This window comes from Aeribacillus sp. FSL K6-2848 (assembly GCF_038004325.1).
Lineage (GTDB): Bacteria > Bacillota > Bacilli > Bacillales > Aeribacillaceae > Aeribacillus > Aeribacillus composti.
In genome coordinates, this window is the sequence record NZ_JBBOQQ010000001.1 from 2,985,158 (window position 1) to 3,008,076 (window position 22,919).

Here is a 22,919-nt window from a genome sequence, read left to right on the forward strand (position 1 = left end):
GCAATTCTGTGATTATAATAGATTAACGTTCACTTCCTTTTATAATCGCCACTCCAGAACTAGTACCAATTCTTGTCGCACCGGCTTCTATCATCATGATCGCAGTTTTATAATCGCGGATTCCGCCAGATGCTTTCACGCCGAATTTCGGACCTACTACTGCACGCATAAGCTTCACATCGTCAACTGTTGCACCACCGGTAGAAAATCCTGTCGATGTTTTGACAAAATCTGCTCCGGCTTTTACAGCTAGCTCACACGCTTTTCTTTTCTCATCAACATTTAATAGACATGTTTCAATAATCACCTTTATCAAAGCTTTTCCGTTTGCCGCTTCAACGACAGCACGAATATCTTCTTCAACTGCATGATAACGCTGATCCTTTAATGCGCTGATGTTTATCACCATATCTAATTCCGCTGCACCTTTTTGAACCAACTCTGTCGTTTCATATGCCTTTACTTCAGTAGTTGTTGCTCCAAGCGGAAAACCAATCACTGAGCAAACTTTCACATCTGATTTTTGCAGCAAATTAGCTGCTGTTTCCACCCATACGGGGTTAACACAGACAGATGCAAATCCGTACTCCTTCGCCTCAAAACAAAGCTTTTCAATATCTGCCTGCGTGACATCCGGCTTTAAAACAGTATGGTCAATATACTTCGCAATATCCCTTTTCATGAGAAGGCTCCCTTCATAAAAAGTGGTACAGCTTACATCAAAGTCTGTTTTACGCAAGAAAAAGCTAGATTAAGAAGACTTCTGTAAATAGTCTTCATCGACTATACGGACTACTTGTCCTTCATTATATGGATAGCCAGCCTTAGTTAATTTCACCTTCACAATTTTCCCAACCATCTCTTTCGTCGCCGGAAAAACAACTTTTAAATAATTGTCCGTATATCCTTCATATTTGCCGCTGTCTGGAGCTTCTTTATAAGGTTCTTCTGGAATAACCTCCAGTACTTGTCCCTCAAATTTTGAGGCATATTCTTTTGCTAGTTGATCGCTTAATGCGATCAGCCGGTGTACGCGTTCGTTTTTTATGTCTTCGTCAACTTGATTTTCCATTCGGGCAGCTGGTGTTCCTGTCCGCTTCGAATAAGGGAAAACATGAAGCTCAGAATAACGGTGTTCTTTAACAAAGTTGTATGTTTCCATAAATTCTTCTTCCGTTTCACCCGGGAAACCTACAATCACATCAGAAGTTACCGCAAGCCCAGGCAAAGCTTCCCGCAGCCGTTTCAGACGCTCAGCATAAAATTCCGTCGTATATTTACGGCGCATCCGCTTTAAGACGCTGTTTGATCCTGATTGAAGCGGTATATGCAAATGGCGGACAATTTTATCGGACGTTTTCAGCACTTCAATTACTTCATCAGTTATTTGGCTCGCTTCAATTGAAGAAATTCTAAGCCGCTTTAATCCTTTCACTTCAGAATCAATATCGCGAAGAAGCTGCGCAAAATTATAATCTTTTAAATCTTCCCCATATCCTCCTGTATGGATGCCGGTTAAAACAATTTCTTTATATCCAGCATCCACCAGCTTTTGAGCCTGTTTAATCACTTCTTTTGGATCCCGGCTCCGCATGAGACCGCGTGCCCAAGGAATAATACAAAACGTGCAAAAATTATTGCAGCCTTCTTGTATTTTTAAAGACGCCCGCGTCCGGTCTGTAAAGGAAGGTACGTCCATCTCCTCGAATACCCGAGCTTTCATAATGTTTGTCACACCGTTGATCGGCTGGCGCTCCTTCTTAAACTGCTCAATATAATCGAGCATTTTTTTTCGATCTTGTGTACCGACAACGATATCAACCCCAGGAATAGCCATGACTTCTGCGGGTGCCGTTTGCGCATAACAACCTGTAACGCAAATAACACTGTCAGGGTTTTTGCGGATCGCTCTCCGTATTACTTGGCGGCTTTTTTTATCACCTGTATTCGTCACCGTACAAGTGTTAATGACATATACATCCGCAATCGCTTCAAAATCCCGGCGCTCATATCCCGCTTCTTTAAATAGCTGCCAAATAGCTTCTGTTTCATAATGATTTACCTTACATCCTAATGTATGAAAAGCAACAGTCGGCATGTTTTTCACCTCGACAGTTCAAAATGATAGGATACTGCAGATAATAAATAAAGAGGAGCCGTTTCCGCCCGCAATATTCTCGGACCTAGCCCGCATAAAAGAAAGCCGTTATCGGATAACTGCTTAATCTCCTCGGCTGTAAAACCTCCTTCTGGTCCAAAAACAGCGAATAATGATCCTCCCCGCTGCAAAGAATTTAAAGCACGAAATAAATTGCTCGTTTCACCTTTTTTTGCATGCTCTTCATAAGCGACAATTTTTACATCGGCTGATGCAGCATAAGAAATGACATCCTTTAATGAAGCTGGCTTCGTCACCTCAGGAATTATGGTCCGATGTGACTGTTCCGCAGCTTCTTTCGCAATTTTATTCCACCGCTCTAATTTTTTATTTATTTTACCTTCATTTAATTTTACAATTGAACGAGCAGCATTAAAAGGGATAAACTTGGAAGCACCAAGCTCCGTCCCTTTTTGAATGACGAGCTCCAATTTATCCCCTTTAGGCAGCCCATTCGCTAATATCACTTTTACCGGAAGCTCTGAATTGTTCTCGATCCACTCTAAAATGGAACAGCATACTTTATCGGCAGATATTTGAACAATTTGGCAAAGGGCTGAATATCCATCCTTTGTTACACATATAATTTGATCATTCTGTTTCATCCGCATCACCCGGGAAATGTGGTGGACATCTTCCCCGGTGATGTCAATAATATCAGTTAATTCTTTTTTTGCATAATGAATAAAATAACGCTGCATCTTCAATCCCTCTATTTTTTTGCGATAAAGGCGACCCAATCTTCCATCGTCATCGTCTCTTCAATCGTAAAACCAGCTTCGATTAAAGCTTGCTCCACTTCGTGTTTTTTGTTTTGAATAATTCCGGAAGTAATAAAATAACCGCCGTTTTCTAAACGCTCATGCGCATCACGAACAAATCGCAATATGACTTCAGCTAATATGTTTGCAACAATTACGTTCGCTTTAACATCGATATCGTCCAACAAATTGTTTTGCTTGACTTGAACAAGATGCTGCACTTTATTCAATTTAACATTTAATCGCGCGCTGTCCACTGCAACTGGATCCAAATCAAGTGCGATGACTTTATCGGCCCCCAGCAAAGCACTCGCGATGCTCAATACGCCTGACCCTGTACCGACATCAATTACAATATTTCCCTTTTGCACCTTTTTTTCAAGTGCTTGTATGCAGAGAACTGTTGTTGGATGGGTTCCAGTTCCAAACGCCATACCAGGATCCAATTCAATGATCAGTTCATCGGTGTGAGCAGGTTCATACAGCTCCCATGTGGGGACAATCGTAAATTTTTTTGAAACCTTCACAGGACGGTAATATTTCTTCCAAGCGGTAGCCCATTCTTCCTCATTAACTTCACTAATTGTAATATGGTTCCGCCCCAAATCAATATCATACAACAGCAGGTTATTTATCCGTTCTTTTATCCCTTCCACCGTCTCGCCTAAAAAGCTATTCACAGGAAGGTACGCTTTAATGATGACACCTTCATCAGGATAGTCTTCAGGATCAAGCTGATATATTTCTCCATATTGATCTTCTCTTTCTTTTATAAGATCATACGGATCTTCAATAACTACTCCACCAGCACCCGCTTCATGTAAAATATTAGAGATAGGTTCAACCGCTTCTTCCGTTGTATGGATGCTAATCTCTGACCACTTCATTTTAGTAACCCCAATCCTTTAATCTCCTTTAAACGCCCGCTTCACTTTATCAAAAAAACTTTCTTCCTGTACATCAGGTTGATTCCCGCTGATAGCCGCAAATTCCCGCAGCAATTCTTTTTGTTTTTCCGTAAGGTTAGTTGGTGTAACGACGCGAACAGTTACATATTGATCTCCTATGCCATGGCCGTGAACATTTTTGATCCCTTTTCCAGACAGTCTGAATTTTCGGCCTGTCTGCGTGCCTGCAGGTATTTTTAATTTCACTTTACCGTATAAAGTAGGAACTTCAATCTCATCTCCTAGCGCAGCTTGTGCGAATGTCAGCGGCATTTCACAATAGATGTCATCACCATCGCGGACGAAAAATTCGTGTTCCTGTACGTGGAAAACAATATATAAATCACCTGATGGACCGCCGTTAATTCCCGGCTCTCCTTTCCCTTGTATGCGGAGCTGCTGACCGTCATCTACACCAGCTGGAATTTTCACTTGGATTTTTCTGCGTTTCTTCACTTTTCCGCTGCCGCCACAAGTTGTACAGCGATGTCTGATAAATTTACCTGTTCCGTTACATTGATAACAAACGCGCCGATTCACAAAAACACCAAAAGCTGTTCGCTGCTCTGAGCTGATTTGACCCGAACCTCCGCAATGCGGACAAGTTTCCGGAGTAGTACCAGGTTTCGCTCCTGAACCGTGGCAAGTATCACATGTTTCTTCGCTAGGAATTTCAATTGTCGTTTCCTTTCCGAACGCAGCTTCTTCAAATGAAATCGTCATCGTATATTGAATATCTGCACCTGCTCGAGGAGCATTCGGATCTCTTCTTCTTCCTCCGCCAAAGATCGAACTGAATAAGTCATCAAATCCAAATCCCCCGAAATCCGCTTCAAATTCTTCACCGTTAAAGCCGCCGAAGCCTTGAGTAGCACCTGCATGACCGTAGCGGTCATATTGGGCTCTTTTTGTGTCGTCGCTTAACACTTCATACGCTTCTTTTACTTCTTTGAATTTTTCGGGCGCGTCTGGGTCTTTGTTAATATCCGGATGATATTTTTTGGACAGCTTGCGATAGGCTTTTTTAATCTCCTCTTTTGTTGCGTTCTTACTAACTCCAAGCACCTCATAGTAATCACGCTTCGCCATATATTCACACTCCCGATTTCTCACATAGAGTAAATTTTAACATTGACAAACGGAAGAAAGCAACTGTTAACCGCCTTTACCAGCTATGAGGAGTAAATTTATCAATTTTCGGTAGTATTATGCAATTACGACTTATCCACAGTTGGTAAAATTTTCCAGTTAAATTTATTTACAAAAAGGGTCAAAAAGAACCAATTTTGCTTATTTTTTTAAAAAATGTGGATAACTTATTTTTGTTTGTTGTGGATAACTTTTTTTCTTTGCCAAACATCACATCCTTTGGTACAATTAATTCGCTAGGTAAACCTAATTTGCATAGGTTTTCCCAGTTGTGCGATATCCTCGTCTGTTAGTGTTTGCCCACGGAAGGCTTCTAACAATCGCGAGGATATTTCTTTTATCGTTTTCTTCATGCTTCTCAATATTTTTGACCCATGCTCATGTAACACCATGATAATCTCTGTAATTTGGGTTAATAGGTAGTGATTTTTCATGGCATTGTAATCTTGGCTGCTTGCGTGTTCAATGTGGTAGCGCAGGTTTTTTTGTCTGTTAAACCCCTCATTCTCTATTCTCCAGCGGCTTCTGTCAGCGTTCATCAGTTTCTTTGCATTGTTTTTTGTGATTTTTATATCTGTGATAAAGGTAAATTTTTGTTTTCTTTTTTCATCTTCTAATTCGCATTCGAAAACATTCACCCCAAAGCCTCTGTAATCAATATCGTTCACCCAGGTGATTTCCCCTCGCTGTTCGCTTTCACGTATCTTTACCACATTGGCTTTCTTGCCTTCCTCCTCTTCCATATTTTTTAACGCTTGAAACTCATCGGTGATGCTTTTAATACGATCTTCCTTAAAACGGAATAAGTAGTTCCAATTATTCGCCTTGCATTGTTTAAATACATTTTCGCAGGCATAAAGACTATCGGCAATCAGACAGATAGGCAGTTTTTTAAAGGTGTCTTTCAGTCTAGCAGTCAGTCGATAAAAAGCATTCAACTCACAATCTTGCTTTTCCACGTCCTCTGATTCATTTTCAATAAACTCGGAGGCCACACTTAGTACCATATTTCCCACAATTAACTTGGCTTCCAAGACATGATGCATGTAGATGGTCTTTATTTTTTCTTCACCCGTTTCCTTGTCTATGTATTTGCGCTCCCGTTTCAGGCAGTGTTCACAATGTTTTTTGTCAAAAGTAAAAATACCGGTCCCATCTATGGCAATACCCCAGTATTTCCCATTGATACGATAGGATTCAAAACACCTCTTTTTGAATAATTTCTTGATCATATCGATTCGGATCCTTTCAAGTTCTGCCGGGTTCACTCGTGCCAAAAAATCATTGATTGTGTCATAATGGGGCAGTTCTTCCAAATCTTCATTCCCCAACAATTTCCCCAAATTTTTAATGCACTCTTCCTTATTAAATTCGTTTGTCATTTCGCGCATACTTTTTAAGTTGCATGCATTTTTCAAAATAACCATCATCAAAAGGACTTCCGTGTCATAGGTAATATAGCTTTGGTGCCTTGGATCATCAATAGTTTTGAGCAATTTGTTTAAATTTTTAAAAAAGTGATTTTGTGTTTTTAGCAACTCGAATAAATAATTTACCTCTTTTTCCTTTTCACGCTTTTCCTTCCTCGTTACCATAAAAAAATCCCCCCCAAATGCCAATATATTAGGTTTTTTACATACCCTTATTATCACATATTTGGCAAAGTTTGGGTGGAATTATCTCGAAGAATTTTTACTCTTCAGGGCTGCGCCTTTACTGAAAAAAGTCAAAGTCAAGACATGCCTGACTTTGACTTATCCATTTTCAGAATAAAACATTTTATTTGTCATCTACTTCTTTGTATTCAGCGTCAATCACATCATCGTCATTTTTATTTTTGTTTTCAGAATTATTTTGTTGATTATTTGTCTGTGCTTGTTTAGCCGCTTCCTCATAAAGTTTTACAGAAAGGTTTTGAACGATTTCTTGAAGTTCTTCTTTTTTCGCTTTTATTTGATCGAAATCATTTTTATCAATCGCTTCTTTTAATGCGTCTTTTATTTCGTTTGCTTTTTTCACTTCTGCTTCATCAACTTTTCCTTGCAGCTCTTTTAATGTTTTTTCTGTCGTAAAGACAAGCTGGTCAGCTTCATTTCTCAATTCTGCCTGTTCTTTTCGTTTTTTGTCAGCTTCAGCGTTTTCTTCCGCTTCCTTAATCATGCGCTCAATTTCTTCTTCGGATAATCCCGTGGATGATTTAATTGTAATTTTTTGTTCTTTTCCAGTTCCTAAATCCTTAGCACTTACGTTCACAATTCCGTTTTTGTCGATATCAAACGTTACCTCGATTTGCGGCACTCCTCGCGGCGCAGGCGGGATATCTGTTAATTGGAAGCGTCCTAATGTTTTATTGTCAGCAGCCATCGGACGTTCCCCTTGCAGAACGTGAATATCGACCGCAGTTTGGTTGTCAGCAGCAGTTGAAAAGATTTGCGACTTGCTCGTTGGGATCGTAGTGTTCCGTTCAATCAGTTTTGTAAACACTCCGCCCATCGTTTCAATTCCAAGCGATAATGGAGTAACGTCTAGGAGCACAACGTCCTTCACATCACCTGTGATGACACCGCCTTGAATTGCAGCACCTAACGCAACGACTTCGTCCGGGTTAACGCCTTTATGAGGCTCTTTGCCAATTTCCTTTTTAATCGCTTCTTGAACAGCAGGAATCCGAGTGGAGCCTCCGACTAAAATTACTTTATCGATATCGTTTTTCGTTAAACCAGCGTCGCTCAATGCTTGGCGAACAGGACCCATAGTTTTTTCTACAAGATGCGCAGACAATTCTTCAAATTTTGCCCGCGTTAATGTCACTTCCAGATGAAGCGGTCCTTGTTCACCTGCAGTAATAAACGGCAAAGAAATTTGTGTTGATGTTACGCCTGATAAGTCTTTTTTCGCCTTTTCCGCAGCATCCTTCAATCTTTGCAGAGCCATTTTGTCTTTGGAAAGATCAATGCCATTTTCTTTTTTAAATTGATCTACTAAATAGTCAATAATGACTTGGTCAAAGTCATCACCGCCGAGATGGTTGTCGCCCGCTGTTGCTCTTACTTCAAAAACACCGTCCCCAAGTTCAAGAATGGACACATCAAATGTACCGCCGCCCAAGTCATAAACTAAAATGGTTTGATCTTCATCCATTTTGTCAAGACCGTAAGCTAAAGCAGCTGCAGTCGGCTCATTGATAATCCGTTCAACTTCAAGACCGGCTATTCTTCCTGCATCTTTTGTTGCTTGGCGCTGAGCATCGTTAAAATAGGCAGGAACAGTAATGACAGCTTTTTCTACTTTTTCCCCTAAATAATCTTCTGCATACGATTTTAAATGCTGCAAAATAATGGCAGAAATTTCCTGCGGCGTATATTTTTTTCCGTCAATCTCCACTTTGTAGTCAGTTCCCATGTGGCGTTTAATAGAAATAATTGTATTTGGATTCGTGATCGCTTGGCGTTTTGCAATTTCACCTACTTGACGCTCGCCGTTTTTAAATGCAACAACCGACGGTGTCGTCCGGTTTCCTTCTGGGTTTGGAATCACTTTCGGTTCGCCGCCCTCTAGAACCGCTACACAAGAGTTCGTTGTTCCTAAGTCAATACCGATGATTTTACCCATATATCACAACCTCCTGCTAATTATCATATGTAATTACTCATTAACCTTTACCATAGATGGTCGAATAACCCGGTCTTTCAGTTTGTAGCCTTTTTGCAGCTCTTCCACAACAACATTGGATTCGAAATTTTCGTCTTTCACTTGCATTACCGCTTGATGAAGGTGCGGATCAAACGGTTTCCCAACCGCTTCGATCACTTCAACTCCTTCATTTTCAAGTGCTTGAAGGATCTGACGGTAAACCATTTCCATGCCCTGCAAAACGGATTTTGTTTTTTCATCCTCTGCCTCAATTTTCAACGCCCGTTCAAAATTATCAATTGCAGGCAAAAGATCTGATATTAAACTTTGCGCACGATATTTTTGCTGTGCTTCCATATCAAGCCTGCTGCGCCGGCGAAAATTTTCAAAATCGGCCTGAGCTCTGAGCATGCGATTTTCCATTTCCTCCAGCTTTGCCTCAAGCTCAGCGATCTTTTCATTCGCTTTCACCAATTCCTCTTCAGCATTTGAAGAAGATTGTTCTTCACCTTTTTCCTCTTGGCTGCCCTCTTGGCGCAATTCTTCTTGATCAGGCATTTCTTCTTTCTCGTTTTCGGCTTTCTCGTTATTGTATTCAACTTCTTCTTGGATTGTTTGTTCTTTTTCAGTCTGATCGTTTGCCATCATTTCACCTCCCTTAAAGTGCAAAGGAAAAGGGATGGAGAATTCCCCCATCCTATCCTTGATATAGCTTTGTTAAAACTTGTGATAAATCTTTCGAGAAAAATTTTAAAAGGCTGATGACCCTTGAATAATCCATTCGTTTCGGGCCAAGCACCGCGACTGTGCCGATTTGCTTCTCGCCAATTGAATAGGTGGCAGTAATTAAGCTGCAGTTTTCCATAGCAGATATTTTATTTTCCGTGCCAATTTTCACCGTAATGCCTGACGGGTTTGTCTTTAGCAAATCATACAGTTCATCTTCTTGTTCTATGAAATCTAAAAATGTTTGAATTTGAGAGACATCGCGGAACTCCGGCTGGCTCAAAATATTCGTTTTTCCTCCGAAATATATTTTTTCGTGACCTACATTCAGCGTGCCAGTAATCAATTTTAATAAAATATCATAATTTCTAATATGCTTCCGTAAAATGTTTGCAATTTCCTTGTATATTTTATCCTTTAATTCGCTTAGAGGCACGCCAGCAAGCTTTTCATTTAAAATATTTACGATTTTTTCCAGTTCACTCATGTCTATTTTTTCTGGAAAAGTAATCATTTTATTCTCAACATGGCCTGTGTTCGTTACAAATATGGCAACCGCCTTATCTTCGTTAATTGGAACGATTTGCAAACGTTTGAGTCGGTTCTCCGAAACTTTCGGACCTAAAACAATCGCTGTATAGCTTGTAAGCTCAGATAAAATTTGAGCTGATTTTTGAACAAGCGTTTCTAATTCATATATTTTCTCGGCGAAAATGGATCTTATCGCCATAATTTCTTTTTTCGTTAATTTTTTTGGTGACAATAAATGGTCGACATAGTATCTATACCCTTTTTCGGATGGCACTCTGCCTGATGACGTATGGGTCTTTTCAATCAATCCTAATTCTTCCAAGTCCGCCATTTCATTTCGGATTGTAGCCGAGCTGAACGTAATCGATTCCTTTTTCGATAAAGAACGGGAGCCAACCGGCTGAGCATATTGAATAAAATCATCAATTATAATTTGCAAAATTAATAATTGACGATCTGTCAGCAAGGAACATCACCTCTGTTAGCACTCATATTACTCGAGTGCTAATTCTATGATAAAGTTATCAAATGAAAGAAGAATTGTCAATTAACTAACTGCGAGAAATGCTTGAAATACTTCATTGCCTAAAAGCATTCCTTTTTTTGTTAAAAAAAGATGTGATGCACTTTCAGATAAAAGACCTTTTCTTAATTGTTCTTCAATTTGCGGGCCAAATACTTCCCCAACATCTAATCCGTATTTATCTCGGAACCGTTTTTTGGAAACCCCTCTGATCGTCCGCAATCCGAGAAACATTTCTTCCTCCATCATTTCTTCTTTTGTCAGCATATTCTCCGAAACAAAAGCCGTTCCATTATTTTTATAAATCATTTCAATATATTTTTTCAGCGGTCGAGCATTTTCCCGCCGGATCCCGTCCAAATAGCTGTGTGCTCCAGCTCCGAATCCATAGTAATGGTTATTATGCCAATACGTTAAATTATGTTTGCTTTCAAAGCCTTTGCGTGCGAAATTGCTTAATTCATACTGATGGTATCCGTGCCGTTCCATTTCATTCATAACGGTCTCATACATAAACGCCTCTTCCTCTTGAGAAGGAAGCAAAAGCTTTCCTTTTCGCATTAAATTATAAAACACCGTTTTCGGTTCTACGATTAGCGAATAAGCAGACATATGCTGGACCTCTAATGAAAATGCAACGGAAAGAGTTTCTTTCCATTCTTCTATCATTTGGCCGGGAAGACCGTACATAAGATCTATGCTAATATTTTCAAAGCCTAGCGATCTTGCCCGTTCAACTGCTTGAAATACTGTTTCTTTATTATGAGTCCTTCCAATTTTTTTCAGCAATGAATCTTGAAAGGCTTGCACTCCGATGGATAGGCGATTGACTCCGGCGTTTTTCAATACAGACAGCTTCTCCATCGTTAATTGATCTGGATTGCATTCAACTGTAAATTCAACTACGGATTGCATCGGCAAAGTTTGATGTATGCTCTCCATTAAATAATCGAGCTGTTTGGCTGACAGGGAAGTAGGCGTACCGCCGCCGATAAATATCGTTTTTAATTCTTCATTTAATACTTGATCCTCCATTGCCTTTTTCATTTCCAAACACAGTGCTTGCAAATAGTCATCAACAGGCTGGTTTTGTAAAAAAAATTTATTGAAATCACAGTAGTGGCATATTTGTTCGCAAAACGGGATATGAATATACGCGGCTTCAGCCATTTTTCATTCTCCTGCCTTTCCAAAGCGCTAATGCCGCAGCAATGGCTGCGGCACTCGTCAACATCATTTTTGGTTTTCATCCATTTTCAGCACAGCCATGAAGGCTTCTTGCGGCACTTCGACAGAGCCGACTTGTTTCATTCGTTTTTTTCCTTCTTTTTGTTTTTCAAGAAGCTTCCGTTTACGCGACACATCTCCACCGTAACATTTTGACAACACATTTTTACGTAAAGCTTTAATCGTTGAACGTGCGATGACCTTGTTTCCAATTGCAGCCTGAACAGGAACTTCAAATTGCTGCCTTGGAATAAGCTCTTTTAATTTTTCAACGATAGCTTTGCCGCGTTCATAGGCGCTGTCACGATGAACAATGAAGGATAAAGCATCGATTTTCTCCCCGTTTAAAAGAATATCCATTTTCACAAGTTTTGAAGGTTTGTAGCCAATGAGTTCGTAGTCAAACGATGCATACCCTTTTGTGCTTGATTTCAACTGATCAAAAAAATCATAAACGATTTCCGAAAGGGGGATTTCATAAACAATATTGACTCTCGTTTCATCCAAATATTGCATATCTATGAATTGGCCGCGTTTTCCTTGGCAAAGCTCCATCACCGCACCAACATAGTCGTTTGGAGCCATAATCCCGGCTTTCACATAAGGCTCTTCTATTCGGTCAATTTTTTGCGGATCCGGCATGTTCGAAGGGTTATCAACTTGAACCATGCTGCCGTCTGTTAAATAAACATGATAAATAACGCTAGGCGCCGTCGTAATTAAATCAATATGAAATTCCCTTTCAATTCTCTCTTGGATGATTTCCATATGCAGCAGACCTAAAAAGCCGCAGCGAAATCCAAAGCCCAGCGCTTGCGATGTTTCAGGTTCAAATTGCAATGCGGAGTCATTCAGCTGCAATTTTTCAAGAGCATCACGTAAATCGTTGTATTTTGCCGTATCTATTGGATACATCCCGCAAAAGACCATCGGATTTAATTTTCGGTACCCCGGCAGAGGCTCGGCAGCCGGATTGACAGCGCTAGTGATCGTATCACCAACTCGTGTGTCACTGACATTTTTAATGGAAGCCGTTAAATAACCGACGTCGCCAACCGTGAGCTCCTGTACAGGATGCGCTTTTGGCTTGAAAACACCGACTTCCGTTACTTCAAATTCTTTCCCCGTCGCCATCATTTTTATACGGTCTCCGACTTTTACCGTACCATCAAAAATGCGTATATAAGCAACAACTCCACGGTATGCATCATACAGAGAATCAAATATAAGCGCTTTGAGCGGTGCGTCTGGGTCACCTTGCGGAGCTGGGACTTTTTGAACAATTTGTTCTAAAATTTCTTCGATGCCGATTCCTGCTTTTGCTGATGCCAACACAGCCTCAGAAGAATCAAGCCCAATCACGTCTTCAATTTCTTGTCGCACTCGTTCAGGCTCAGCGCTCGGCAAGTCAATCTTATTAATAACAGGCAAAATTTCTAAGTCGTTGTCAATCGCTAAATAGACGTTCGCCAGCGTTTGCGCTTCGATCCCTTGCGCCGCATCCACAACTAAAATGGCGCCTTCACAGGCAGCCAAGCTTCTCGAAACCTCATACGTAAAATCAACATGTCCAGGGGTATCAATTAAATGAAAAATATATTCATTCCCGTCTTTCGCTTTATATGATAACTGAACCGCATTCAGTTTAATTGTTATACCTCTTTCGCGTTCAAGATCCATCGAATCGAGCAGCTGCTCTTTCATTTCCCTTTGGGTAACAGCAGCTGTTTTTTCCAGAATCCGGTCAGCTAGTGTTGATTTCCCGTGATCTATATGAGCAATGATGGAAAAATTGCGAATTCTCTTCTGGCGTTCTAATTTTTCTTCCCTTTTCATATTTTTGTCACCACTCCTACTAGCCAACTACACTAGCTTTGATTATATCAGTAGAAAATTGGAGATTCAATGAAAATTTATTCTGTGATTGAATACGCAAAACAGGGATCAGAATGACTGTCTGAACCCTGTTTTGAAATAGACTAGACCTGCGGATTGCTTCAAGTCTTTCTTTTAAATTTGTTTAGGTGTATGCTTCAATCAGCTCCAATATTCCTTCAATGATCGCTGATGTTCCTTTTTGCACTAGATTCGCAAGCGATTTTCCAATTTGAGAGAAGAAATTGAATGCCTCTATTTTTTCAAGCTGCTCCTGCTTTTTTTGTAAATCGTGGCTTGTCACTTGATTTCCCAAAATCGTGGCTTCCAGTTTTCCGTCGTCCTTTTGCTTTAGTTGAACGGCTTCGACTGTCTCTTCCGTCTCATAGCCTCTCATTTGTTGAATGCCATGGCTCGCTTGCTGTATGCCAATTATTACTCCTAAAAACATAATGAAGGTTAGAAGCAGACTTTTGGCCATAAACTTCGCCATCAAACATTCCTCCTTTCAAGCCGTCACTCGTTTTGAACGCTCCCGCTCACCTTTTCTGCCTGCCAATAATATTCGCTAAATATGTTTGCAACAGCTTCGACAGTTCTGCTGAGTTCTTCCATGTTATTATCAACTCCCCCGAACTCAATCAGCAGCGAATTCTCTGATAAGTCTTGATTGTAAACGCCGTTAACTCCTTCGCCTTTTTTGGAAAACACACCACGGCTTAAGCCCGGATATTTCTTTTCAAACAATTTGTGCAAATTTTGTGCAATTTTTTTATTTTTATCAGCATTTGGATTATTCCCACCAATCACAAATGCAATTTTGGCATAACTCTTTCCATTAATCGTAATGGTTGTTTTATCCCTTTTTTGTGAATCACGGTGGATGTCGAAAATGTATTGAAGATCTCGATTCGATGCCAATGCTTCTTGAACAACAGGTCTTGATGCATCATATGATTTGTAATATTTCCATTTTTTCTCATTTAATACAGTTTGAAAATTCGTTTTGTCCACAACCGCTCCTATTCCTCTTTCTTCAAGCTCCTGTCCAAACTTTTCTCCGACTAATGTGACATTCGCCTTTGAATGAAAAGGAGATTTTGCCCCATTTAATAAAGGATAATAAGATTCGGTCGTGTGAGTATGATAAATAAATACGACTTTTTTTCCATTTGTTGTTAAGTTAGGAGACTGTTTTGGCTTTTCCTCGCCTTCCACATCTTCAAGCTTGTCAATCGAAGCTTCCCTTTCCTCTAAAAGCACTTCTGTCGGGGGAGCGGATTCAATCGGCATGTTCGTATAATTCGTCCCTTCTCCAGCCACAATGATGTCGCCATCGAACAAAGTAAACCCTGGAAGCTCCCTTCCGAGCAAGCTGCGCGGATCATCAGGATTTATGCTTGTCGTTAATTGAAAAAGGACGGAAGAAACTGAAAAATCCGGTTTACTTTCTTCTAATCCTTGAGAAAAATAATGGTTTTCAAAGTTTAATAAATGAAGAAACATTCTGCCGTTTATATTTCCCGTGATTTCATGAATAGAACTAGAGGCGGGACGATATTCAATCTTAATCGACGTCAAAAGCCCTGTAATGAAAAACATAAAAATGATTAAAAAAAATCCCGCTAAGATGATTTTTTTTAAGCTTGTCCTATCAACTGTTACGACCATTCTGCGATGCTTCATGAAAATCCTCCTCCAAGGCTTGTCTACAAAATATGTATGACAGCACTTGGAGGAATAGAACTTTTACTTTGTTTTTAATGTGTGTAAGCCCCGGTATTTTCTTCATTCACCGCGGAATGGAGCGCCATGTTTAAACCGCTCGCAAGCACATTCGCCATATCTTCAATAAACATATCTACTTCTTTCGGTGTTACCATTAAATTATGTCCAAGTGGACTCAGCACTTCATGAATCAGCATTCTCTTTTCATTTTCTTCCAGGGTACCGATTATCCCTAAAAACTGCTTTCTCTCTTTTTCCTCAGGCAAATCTTCATCCGTCAGCTTCTTTTTTTCAGCAAAGCTAAACCAAGACGGAGCCAACGCATTTTTTGGGCGATTTCCTTCCCGCATTTCTCTGCCGAGATGCTTTAATATAAAATCAATCGTATCACTAGTTATCGTTACAGCATCAACTACTGTCGGAATTCCGATTGATATAACCGGAACGCCTATCGTGTCCACACTCAATTCTTTTCTTTTGTTTCCTACGCCGGATCCAGGATGGATGCCGGAATCGGCAATTTGTATTGTGCTGTTTACACGCTCTATTGATCTTGCAGCTAATGCATCAACGGCAATAATGAAGTCAGGTTTTGATTGTTTTACAACTCCCGTTATAATATCAGATGTTTCAATTCCCGTTAGCCCCATCACTCCTGGTGCAAGGGCGCTGACAGGTCGATAGCCTTCTTTGACGTTTTCTGGTTCAAGCTGAAACAAATGTCTTGTGACCAATAAATTTTCACATGTTAAAGGGCCTAAAGCATCTGGAGTGACATTCCAATTGCCAAGACCGACCACTAAGCAGCTTGCATCTTTAGAAATTTGCAGCTGTTCCAAAAAAGAACTGAAATGCTTTGCAAACATTTTGATTACTTTTTCCTGCAGTTCGGTATCTTTATTGCGGATTCCCTGCACTTCCAGCGTTAAATATTTGCCTTTCTTTTTGCCGATTGTCTCAGCACCTTTATCCGTAATGTCCATATGGACAATTTTCATACCGTCTTCCTCTTCTTCTTGAACGATGACCCCTTCCATTTCTTTCTTTTTTTCAAGGGCCAAATCTCTCGCTTCAAGCGCCAAATCCGTTCTGATTGAATATTTGCTTAAATCAAGCGCATTGTTCATCATTGTCACCCCAAGTTCATTTTTATCTATTTTTTCCAAAGTCATTTCATTTCATCCCATTTCTTAGCTTCAAAGGGGGATTTCATTTACATTAGTATTGCAAAAGAAAAAACCGTTTGATAGAATAACTTTTGTTCTATATCCAAAAAAGAATGCGGCAGCTTTGATTTTATATAGTCAGTAGGAGGTGAAACAATGGCTAACATTAAATCCGCTATTAAACGAATGAAAACAAATGAAACACGCCGTGCCCGCAATACATCAATGAAATCGGCTATGCGTACAGCAATTAAAAAGTTTGAAGCGTACGTTGTAAATAAAGATGTTGAACAAGCAAAAGAAGCGTTTAAAGTAGCTGCGAAAAAAATTGATAAAGCTGCTTCCAAAGGAATCATTCATAAAAATGCAGCCGCTCGTTTCAAATCACGCTTAGCTAAAAAATTAAACAGCTTATCAGCATAAAAATAAAAGCAATCATCAAGCTTTTATCCCGCTTGTTGATTGCTTTTTTTCTTGCTGAAACAGCTTCAGCAGCAAAAACTCTAACGCTAATTGTCTATCTTTTTTTCCTGTTTTTATTTCAAAATCTGTCTCCGCAAGAGCTTTTATGATGCTCTGCAATTCACTGGCAGAAAACTGCTTCTCCTGTTTTAAAGCCAGCTTAATGCGAAACGGATGAACCTTTAAGGATGACGCCATCCGATCCTGTCCGTAACCGGATTTCGAAAGCTGCTTCACTTGATATAATAGACGGAATTGTTGTGTAAGGAGGCTTAAAATTTTAATCGGTTCTTCGTTTATTTTTAACAAATCATAAAAAATTTTAAAGGCTTCTTCTGTTTTCTTTTTGACGACGGCATCAATTAAATCAAAAACATTTTGTTCAAGCGAGCGTGCAACGAGCTGCTTGACCATTTCTGCAGTCAACTTATTTCCGCTTCCAACATATGCACATAATTTTTCCATCTCTTTATCTATGATCATTAAGTTGCCAGATGTTTTTTCCATAAGCTCATCGATCGCTTCTTTTTCCATCGCCACATTTTCTGCTTCCGCTTTTTCCTTTATCCATTTGACTGTTTCCTCTTCTGAAAAGGAATTCATTTCAACTACTGTTGCCGCTTTCTTTATTTGTTTTGTCAGCTTTTTTCTTTCATCAATTTTTTCATGTGGAAGCAAAAAGACAAAAACAGTAAACGGGGCAGGATTTTCTACATATTGTTCAAGTTTTTTAAGATTATGCTCCACTTTTTCTTTTTTCTTTTCGCTCGTCAAAAAATAAGGATTTTTCACAACAACCATCCTGCGTTCACCTAAAAACGGCATCGTTTCCCCATCTTCAACAGCCGTTTCTATATTTGTTTCTTCCATATCATAGACGGAATAATTAAATTCCCGTTCGTCTTCACTAATTGCCTCGGTTAACAATTTGCGAATTGTTTCATTTAATAAAAATGATTCTTTTCCATAAAATAAATAAAGAGATTGAAATTGTTTCTTTTTAAATGAATTCCATAAATCGACAATCATCTTAAGATTCCCCTAAAAAATGAAGTGTGCTTCATTCATCATATATGGAAAAAAATTTTTTCGCAACACTTCAACATAATGGAGAATTGGTAGCGAAGCCAATCCTCCGATTTATATGAACGTTTTTTTGTAAGCCCCGGGACACTTACAAAAAAACGATTACCCATTCATATATTCTCCCTTTCGAAAAAGAATATAGTTGTTAATCGTTAACATGAATCCAGTAGCATTGCATTAAGTTAATTTTAATTTGTCAAGCCCAATTTTATGTTAAATTTCATCTTTTTGGATATAAAAAAACTCCTTATAATTAGGATTGGCAGTCCTATCCAAATCCTAAGAATAAGGAGAAACCATTATGGATAAGAATACCACAGAATCCACAATAAATGAACTATTTAAAGAGATCGATCCAATAACTTTTTCAAAACTAATTAATGTGATTGACGTTGACAAATACATTAAAAAATTAACAGCGTATAAGTTTTTACAACTTTGTATCATCGCTCAGATAAATGAATTGGAAAGCTTAACAAAATTGGCCAAACATTTGAAAGACAAGGAAGAGTTGCAGACATATCTGGAATTTGATGCAATTAGTACTTCGCAACTTTCTCGCAAATTAGGCCAATTATCCCCTCAACTGTTTGAAAAAGTATTTAAATATCTGGTCTTAAAGATCCAAGGGCAAATGAAAAATGCCCCGATCATCCGAAACATTGGTCGTCTTCTGGTCATTGATTCTACCACGATGAGCATGAGTTTGAGCCAATATCCATGGGCAACTTTTCGTAAGACAAAGGCTGGTGTTCGACTCCATTTAAAGGTTGTTGTAACGAAGGATATCACTGTTCCGGATCAAGGGATTATCTTACCCGCGAAACATGCCGATCGCACACAGATGGACGAACTCATTGAAATCGATCCAAATGCGATTTACTTGTTTGATCGAGGGTATGTCGATTACAAACAGTTCGACCGCTTATGCCGAGAAGGGGTGCGATTCATTACCCGGCTTAAAAAGAACGCAGAGATTGAAGTTTTATCGGAACGGATTCCCAATCCAGAACGTTTGATTTATAGGGATCAGATTGTCATTTTAGGAAATGACCGTAATCATACCAAAATGACTCATCCTCTCCGATTGATCGAAACGGTCGACAGCGAAGGGAATCCCGTGATCATCATAACCAATTGCTTTGATCTTTCTGCGGAAGAGATTGCAGATTTATACCGATATCGCTGGAAGATAGAGACCTTCTTTAAATGGATGAAACAGCACCTTAAGATAAAAAGATTTTATGGAAAAAGTCAAAATGCCGTTTACAATCAAATTTGGATCGCCCTAATCACCTATTGCTTACAGGCCATGCTCCAATTAAAAGTGAATCACGATGGTCCTTTATTAGAGATCAAGCGAACTTTACAGAATCTGCTTTTTAAAGGTTTTGACTGTTTTGTTCGCTCCCTTTTTAAAAAGCCAATTCGAACGTCCAACGGTCGGAAAAAATACCATTGGGAAAAAGATTTTGAAACCATCGTGTACCAATTTGAAGAAGGGGAGGTGGAACACCTAGACGATTTAGTTTATGATCCAATGTTTCTGTAATATATTACCAAATTGTGGAAATGGACTGCCGATTAAGACGTCATTGTCCTTTTAAGCTTGCTTAGAAAGATTGTATGTCTGAATATTCAGTTACATGAAATAACTGGAATTTTTATTGAGCTTGACAAACATTAAATTTTTTTATGCAACGCTACTGACATGAATCATTTTTAAGAATGTAGATTTTTTTGCTGAAATCGCTTATACTACTTATGACGATGAGGAGGGGTATAGATGAACGAATTTGAACAAAATGTAAGCAAACGTAATGATGCTGTTGATTCTGCCGTCGGTTTTATTGTTTCTTTTGGCTTTTTTGCCACATTGTTTATCATTGCAACAGCGATTAAATTGATCGGCTCGTAAAGAGAGAGGCTGCAAACGGCAGTCTCTTTCTTTTTGCTCCTTGTACAATCCGGACCCAGCCGTCCAATCATCTCTCCATTTTCAAGCTGTCAAAACTGCCCTATTTTGTTAATGTATCGTATGGCGGGTAGAATAAAAAGGTTCCTTGAGACTTTCGATATTTGTATTGGACAGCACCCAGTTGATCTGTACGAAAAATGGATACGTTTTGTTTTTTTAATCGATTCAATACTTCTTGATGAGGATGTCCGAAACGATTGTTTCTTCCTGCTGAAATGACCCCGATCTTCGGATCAATTGTTTGTAAAAATATATCGCTAGTCGAAGTTCTGCTTCCATGATGCCCGATTTTGACCACATCCGCAGTCATTTTTGGATATTGTTTAATCATGTGCCGCTCTCCACTTTCTTCAAGATCTCCGGTAAACAGCCAGCGCAACCCGCCTATTTTTGCCATTAGGACGAGAGAATCATTATTTTTAGAATCCGATTTTGTGAAAGGAGAGAGAACGTGGAAAGCTGTTCTGCCTGTGATCCGATCTCCTGCTTCTAATTCAAATATTTCAATTCCTCGATTTTTCGCTTCTTTTACTATTTGCTTTTCAAGCTCTTCTCTGGAAAAATATTTTGGAATAACCAATTTGTTTACTCGAAATTGTTTGATTAAGGTTAATGACTCGCCGATATGGTCATAGTCTCCATGAGTTAAAAACAAAATTTCAATTTCCTCTACCCCTTTCGACTGAAAATAAGGGATCAGGACGTCCAATGCGATGGAAAACGGTTTTTTTCGCATCTGCCAGCTTTCTTTTTCAAATACAGCCATTCCTCCTGTATCAATTAAATAACTGTTACCTAAGCCGGGCTCTCTAATAAAAATGCTGTCTCCTTGTCCGACATCAAGAACTGTTACTTCTCCCGGCATGGTCATTTTTCCTGCTATCAAAAGCAATGCAGTGAGCAAGCTGCTGCACAATATCGGTTTTCCCCATTTTTTCATCGGCTTATGCTCCATTTGAAAGAAAACAGCAATAAAAATGACGCATTGCAGCAAAAATAAATAAACAGTCGGTTTTCCAGTTGTTATCATGAAAAAAGGCAAATTACTGAAAAATAATGCTGTTTTGGACGACAAAGTAAAAGAAGTGTGAAGAAGGGAAACAAATATTGAACCGATGGAAGAAGAAATTACGGTTAAAATGAGAGTGATCATGGTAAGCGGCAGCAAAAAGAACGTGTATAGCGGCACAAACATAATATTCATGATAAAGCTCAATAGAGAAAATTGATAAAAATAGTAGCATATAATCGGCAGTGAAGCAGTTTGGGCAACAAATGAAACTGCTGCCAACAATTGCAATGAATTCCTGCATTTTTGAAAGATTTGTCTTGATAAAATTAGTGAAAATGTGACTGCGTAAGAAAGCTGAAATCCAAGATGAAAAACTTCATACGGGTCAAGAAATGTCATGAGAAGAAAGCTGAATGAGATTGAATCAGAAAGGGGCATATTTTGTTTAAAAAGTGTTCCTCCCATGATCAGTGCTGCCATAAGAGAGGCGCGGACGACAGGCGGAGCTCCTCCTGTTAACAATGCATAAAAGGGGAGGAAGCAAATCAAAATCATAATGGTTTGTTCTTTTGAAATGCCCAGCCGCAAAAGGAAGAAGTAAAGTGAGGCGATTAATATGCTTACGTGAAGACCTGAAATCGAAAGAATATGAACAATCCCTAGCTTTCGATAAGCGGCAAGATCTTCTTCTGGAATATTGTTCTGATAGCCTACCGTCAAAGCAAGGACGAAGCCGGCTGTTTTTTCTGGAAATTTATGATGAATCCATTCAATCATTTTTTGCCGGTAATTTTCCAAATGATCTTTCCATGACGGCTTATATGTACAATGCCCGATTTTGTCGAGCTTATACAGCCAGTGAATTTGCTGAAAATACAAATAGCGCTTATAATTAAACGCATTTTCATTTGTGTTATTTTTCGGTTTTTCAAGCTTTCCTGAAAAATTGCATATATCACCTGGCCGTATATTATTTGTATTTTTCATCTCTTGTTTTGTTTTCAATGTATAACGGGCCGTCAGCTTTTCTCCCTGATTCGTCTCGACCGCAAATGTCATCAGATCCCCGTCGATTTCAGGAGAGGAGATTACCTTTCCTTTTGCTGATAACATGCCTTCGTGATAATTTGTTTTATTTTGTTGATCATACCAATGAAAATATGGAAGCATGAACAAAAACGAGCAAGCAACGATGAAAGCTAATTTCCTTTTATGTTGAAGCCATAAGAAAAAAAGAAGTGCAGCAAAAATGAAAAAAGGAAGAAGGGAAGGAAAAGAGGTAGCGGAAACAATCGCCAACAATGCGGAAATCGCGACATATGCCCACTGGCCTCTCAAAAAAATAACCTCCTTTTCGATTAGATCAGCCGAAAAGTTGACGGGCTTGTTCATTCCATTTTTTCAAGTCCGTTTCTGATACGCCGAGATGTTTTAAAGCATTTAAAAGCTGCTCAACATATTCGCGCTTTTCTTCATTTTTTAAATCCAAAGTCGTTTCATCGAATGCGACTTTTTCTATATGAACACCTGCTTGTTCAAATAATTCCATTGCATATGGATGATTTTTGTAATCTTTTGCATAATATACACTTTGAATACCCGCTTGAATAATCGCTTTTGTGCAAGCTAAGCATGGAAAATGCGTGACGTAAATTTCCGCTCCTGCTGTTGCCACTCCAAATTTGGCGCATTGCAATATCGCATTCATCTCCGCATGGATCGTTCGAACACAATGGTTATCAATCACATAGCAGCCTTCATCAATACAGTGGACTCCTCCTGCGATCGAGCCGTTATATCCCCCCGCAATAATCCGTTTATCGCGGACAATCGTAGCACCGACAGCAAGTCTTGTACATGTGCTTCTCAGCGCAAGCAAATGGCTTTGCGCCATGAAATAATGATTCCAAGAAATTCGATCCACTTTTACCCCTCCGAATTTTGTAAACATTCTTTT

The 22,919-nt window shown here is 39.3% G+C and carries 20 protein-coding genes; 3 read left to right on the forward strand and 17 right to left on the reverse strand.

Going from position 1 to position 22,919, the window contains the following annotated elements; translation table 11 throughout:
• Positions 1-22 precede the first annotated feature (22 nt).
• The 14 genes from deoC to gpr form a co-directional block, all read right to left on the reverse strand.
• Positions 23-682: a deoxyribose-phosphate aldolase gene (gene deoC / locus NSS70_RS14430; protein ID WP_063388030.1), complete on the reverse strand. Its 660-nt coding sequence runs from the start codon at positions 680-682 to the stop codon at positions 23-25.
• 69 nt (positions 683-751) lie between these two features.
• On the reverse strand, positions 752-2,098 hold the full coding sequence (gene mtaB / locus NSS70_RS14435) for a tRNA (N(6)-L-threonylcarbamoyladenosine(37)-C(2))-methylthiotransferase MtaB (RefSeq protein WP_066250569.1): 1,347 nt from the start codon (positions 2,096-2,098) through the stop codon (positions 752-754).
• Positions 2,099-2,103: 5 nt separating this feature from the next.
• Positions 2,104-2,859: a 16S rRNA (uracil(1498)-N(3))-methyltransferase gene (locus NSS70_RS14440; RefSeq protein ID WP_066250567.1), complete on the reverse strand. Its 756-nt coding sequence runs from the start codon at positions 2,857-2,859 to the stop codon at positions 2,104-2,106.
• Positions 2,860-2,870: 11 nt separating this feature from the next.
• Positions 2,871-3,806: a 50S ribosomal protein L11 methyltransferase gene (prmA, locus tag NSS70_RS14445; protein ID WP_063388027.1), complete on the reverse strand. Its 936-nt coding sequence runs from the start codon at positions 3,804-3,806 to the stop codon at positions 2,871-2,873.
• 18 nt (positions 3,807-3,824) lie between these two features.
• A complete protein-coding gene (gene dnaJ / locus NSS70_RS14450; protein WP_063388026.1) occupies positions 3,825-4,955 on the reverse strand; it encodes a molecular chaperone DnaJ in 1,131 nt (376 codons plus the stop codon).
• 296 nt (positions 4,956-5,251) lie between these two features.
• Positions 5,252-6,610, reverse strand: a complete 1,359-nt coding sequence (locus NSS70_RS14455) for a transposase family protein (RefSeq protein ID WP_340882538.1) — start codon at positions 6,608-6,610, stop codon at positions 5,252-5,254.
• 184 nt (positions 6,611-6,794) lie between these two features.
• Entirely contained in the window at positions 6,795-8,627 is a 1,833-nt protein-coding gene (gene dnaK / locus NSS70_RS14460) for a molecular chaperone DnaK (protein WP_063388025.1), read from the reverse strand.
• Between the two features lie 33 nt (positions 8,628-8,660).
• The gene (gene grpE / locus NSS70_RS14465) at positions 8,661-9,293 is read right to left on the reverse strand and encodes a nucleotide exchange factor GrpE (protein ID WP_261308784.1); all 633 of its coding nucleotides are present in this window, start codon (positions 9,291-9,293) and stop codon (positions 8,661-8,663) included.
• Positions 9,294-9,345: 52 nt separating this feature from the next.
• Positions 9,346-10,371: a heat-inducible transcriptional repressor HrcA gene (gene hrcA, locus NSS70_RS14470; RefSeq protein WP_063388023.1), complete on the reverse strand. Its 1,026-nt coding sequence runs from the start codon at positions 10,369-10,371 to the stop codon at positions 9,346-9,348.
• An 81-nt stretch (positions 10,372-10,452) separates the two neighbouring features.
• On the reverse strand, positions 10,453-11,598 hold the full coding sequence (gene hemW, locus NSS70_RS14475) for a radical SAM family heme chaperone HemW (RefSeq protein ID WP_340881837.1): 1,146 nt from the start codon (positions 11,596-11,598) through the stop codon (positions 10,453-10,455).
• Positions 11,599-11,661: 63 nt separating this feature from the next.
• Positions 11,662-13,491, reverse strand: coding sequence for a translation elongation factor 4 (gene lepA / locus NSS70_RS14480; RefSeq protein ID WP_311066342.1), 1,830 nt, complete (start codon positions 13,489-13,491; stop codon positions 11,662-11,664).
• 184 nt (positions 13,492-13,675) lie between these two features.
• Positions 13,676-14,023 (reverse strand): DUF3679 domain-containing protein, encoded by a 348-nt coding sequence (locus tag NSS70_RS14485; protein WP_063388020.1) that lies wholly within the window; start codon positions 14,021-14,023, stop codon positions 13,676-13,678.
• Positions 14,024-14,046: 23 nt separating this feature from the next.
• Complete coding sequence (spoIIP, locus tag NSS70_RS14490) at positions 14,047-15,216, reverse strand: stage II sporulation protein P (protein WP_063388019.1); 1,170 nt, start codon at positions 15,214-15,216, stop codon at positions 14,047-14,049.
• Between the two features lie 74 nt (positions 15,217-15,290).
• The gene (gene gpr / locus NSS70_RS14495; RefSeq protein ID WP_063388171.1) at positions 15,291-16,385 is read right to left on the reverse strand and encodes a GPR endopeptidase; all 1,095 of its coding nucleotides are present in this window, start codon (positions 16,383-16,385) and stop codon (positions 15,291-15,293) included.
• 195 nt (positions 16,386-16,580) lie between these two features.
• Between gpr and rpsT the strand changes: the two genes are divergently transcribed.
• Complete coding sequence (gene rpsT / locus NSS70_RS14500) at positions 16,581-16,847, forward strand: 30S ribosomal protein S20 (RefSeq protein WP_063388018.1); 267 nt, start codon at positions 16,581-16,583, stop codon at positions 16,845-16,847.
• Between the two features lie 15 nt (positions 16,848-16,862).
• Here rpsT and holA read toward each other — a convergent pair whose 3' ends face one another.
• Entirely contained in the window at positions 16,863-17,915 is a 1,053-nt protein-coding gene (gene holA / locus NSS70_RS14505; RefSeq protein WP_063388017.1) for a DNA polymerase III subunit delta, read from the reverse strand.
• Positions 17,916-18,273: 358 nt separating this feature from the next.
• Between holA and NSS70_RS14510 the strand changes: the two genes are divergently transcribed.
• Together NSS70_RS14510 and NSS70_RS14515 are read left to right on the forward strand one after the other, a co-directional pair.
• Entirely contained in the window at positions 18,274-19,524 is a 1,251-nt protein-coding gene (locus NSS70_RS14510; protein ID WP_339197272.1) for an IS4 family transposase, read from the forward strand.
• 234 nt (positions 19,525-19,758) lie between these two features.
• A complete protein-coding gene (locus NSS70_RS14515) occupies positions 19,759-19,890 on the forward strand; it encodes a YqzM family protein (protein ID WP_065095531.1) in 132 nt (43 codons plus the stop codon).
• Positions 19,891-19,990: 100 nt separating this feature from the next.
• Here NSS70_RS14515 and NSS70_RS14520 read toward each other — a convergent pair whose 3' ends face one another.
• Together NSS70_RS14520 and NSS70_RS14525 are read right to left on the reverse strand one after the other, a co-directional pair.
• Complete coding sequence (locus tag NSS70_RS14520; protein WP_339210140.1) at positions 19,991-22,300, reverse strand: DNA internalization-related competence protein ComEC/Rec2; 2,310 nt, start codon at positions 22,298-22,300, stop codon at positions 19,991-19,993.
• Between the two features lie 25 nt (positions 22,301-22,325).
• Positions 22,326-22,886 (reverse strand): ComE operon protein 2, encoded by a 561-nt coding sequence (locus NSS70_RS14525; RefSeq protein WP_063388016.1) that lies wholly within the window; start codon positions 22,884-22,886, stop codon positions 22,326-22,328.
• Positions 22,887-22,919 lie beyond the last annotated feature (33 nt).

What these genes read in the sequence shown, in the direction of transcription:
- deoC (WP_063388030.1), bottom strand. Translation starts at nt 682, where the DNA reads ATGAAAAGGGATATTGCGAAGTATATTGACCATACTGTTTTAAAGCCG.
- mtaB (WP_066250569.1), bottom strand. Translation starts at nt 2,098, where the DNA reads ATGCCGACTGTTGCTTTTCATACATTAGGATGTAAGGTAAATCATTAT.
- NSS70_RS14440 (WP_066250567.1), bottom strand. Translation starts at nt 2,859, where the DNA reads ATGCAGCGTTATTTTATTCATTATGCAAAAAAAGAATTAACTGATATT.
- prmA (WP_063388027.1), bottom strand. Translation starts at nt 3,806, where the DNA reads ATGAAGTGGTCAGAGATTAGCATCCATACAACGGAAGAAGCGGTTGAA.
- dnaJ (WP_063388026.1), bottom strand. Translation starts at nt 4,955, where the DNA reads ATGGCGAAGCGTGATTACTATGAGGTGCTTGGAGTTAGTAAGAACGCA.
- NSS70_RS14455 (WP_340882538.1), bottom strand. Translation starts at nt 6,610, where the DNA reads ATGGTAACGAGGAAGGAAAAGCGTGAAAAGGAAAAAGAGGTAAATTAT.
- dnaK (WP_063388025.1), bottom strand. Translation starts at nt 8,627, where the DNA reads ATGGGTAAAATCATCGGTATTGACTTAGGAACAACGAACTCTTGTGTA.
- grpE (WP_261308784.1), bottom strand. Translation starts at nt 9,293, where the DNA reads ATGGCAAACGATCAGACTGAAAAAGAACAAACAATCCAAGAAGAAGTT.
- hemW (WP_340881837.1), bottom strand. Translation starts at nt 11,598, where the DNA reads ATGGCTGAAGCCGCGTATATTCATATCCCGTTTTGCGAACAAATATGC.
- lepA (WP_311066342.1), bottom strand. Translation starts at nt 13,491, where the DNA reads ATGAAAAGGGAAGAAAAATTAGAACGCCAGAAGAGAATTCGCAATTTT.
- NSS70_RS14485 (WP_063388020.1), bottom strand. Translation starts at nt 14,023, where the DNA reads ATGGCGAAGTTTATGGCCAAAAGTCTGCTTCTAACCTTCATTATGTTT.
- spoIIP (WP_063388019.1), bottom strand. Translation starts at nt 15,216, where the DNA reads ATGAAGCATCGCAGAATGGTCGTAACAGTTGATAGGACAAGCTTAAAA.
- gpr (WP_063388171.1), bottom strand. Translation starts at nt 16,385, where the DNA reads ATGAACAATGCGCTTGATTTAAGCAAATATTCAATCAGAACGGATTTG.
- rpsT (WP_063388018.1), top strand. Translation starts at nt 16,581, where the DNA reads ATGGCTAACATTAAATCCGCTATTAAACGAATGAAAACAAATGAAACA.
- holA (WP_063388017.1), bottom strand. Translation starts at nt 17,915, where the DNA reads ATGATTGTCGATTTATGGAATTCATTTAAAAAGAAACAATTTCAATCT.
- NSS70_RS14510 (WP_339197272.1), top strand. Translation starts at nt 18,274, where the DNA reads ATGGATAAGAATACCACAGAATCCACAATAAATGAACTATTTAAAGAG.
- NSS70_RS14515 (WP_065095531.1), top strand. Translation starts at nt 19,759, where the DNA reads ATGAACGAATTTGAACAAAATGTAAGCAAACGTAATGATGCTGTTGAT.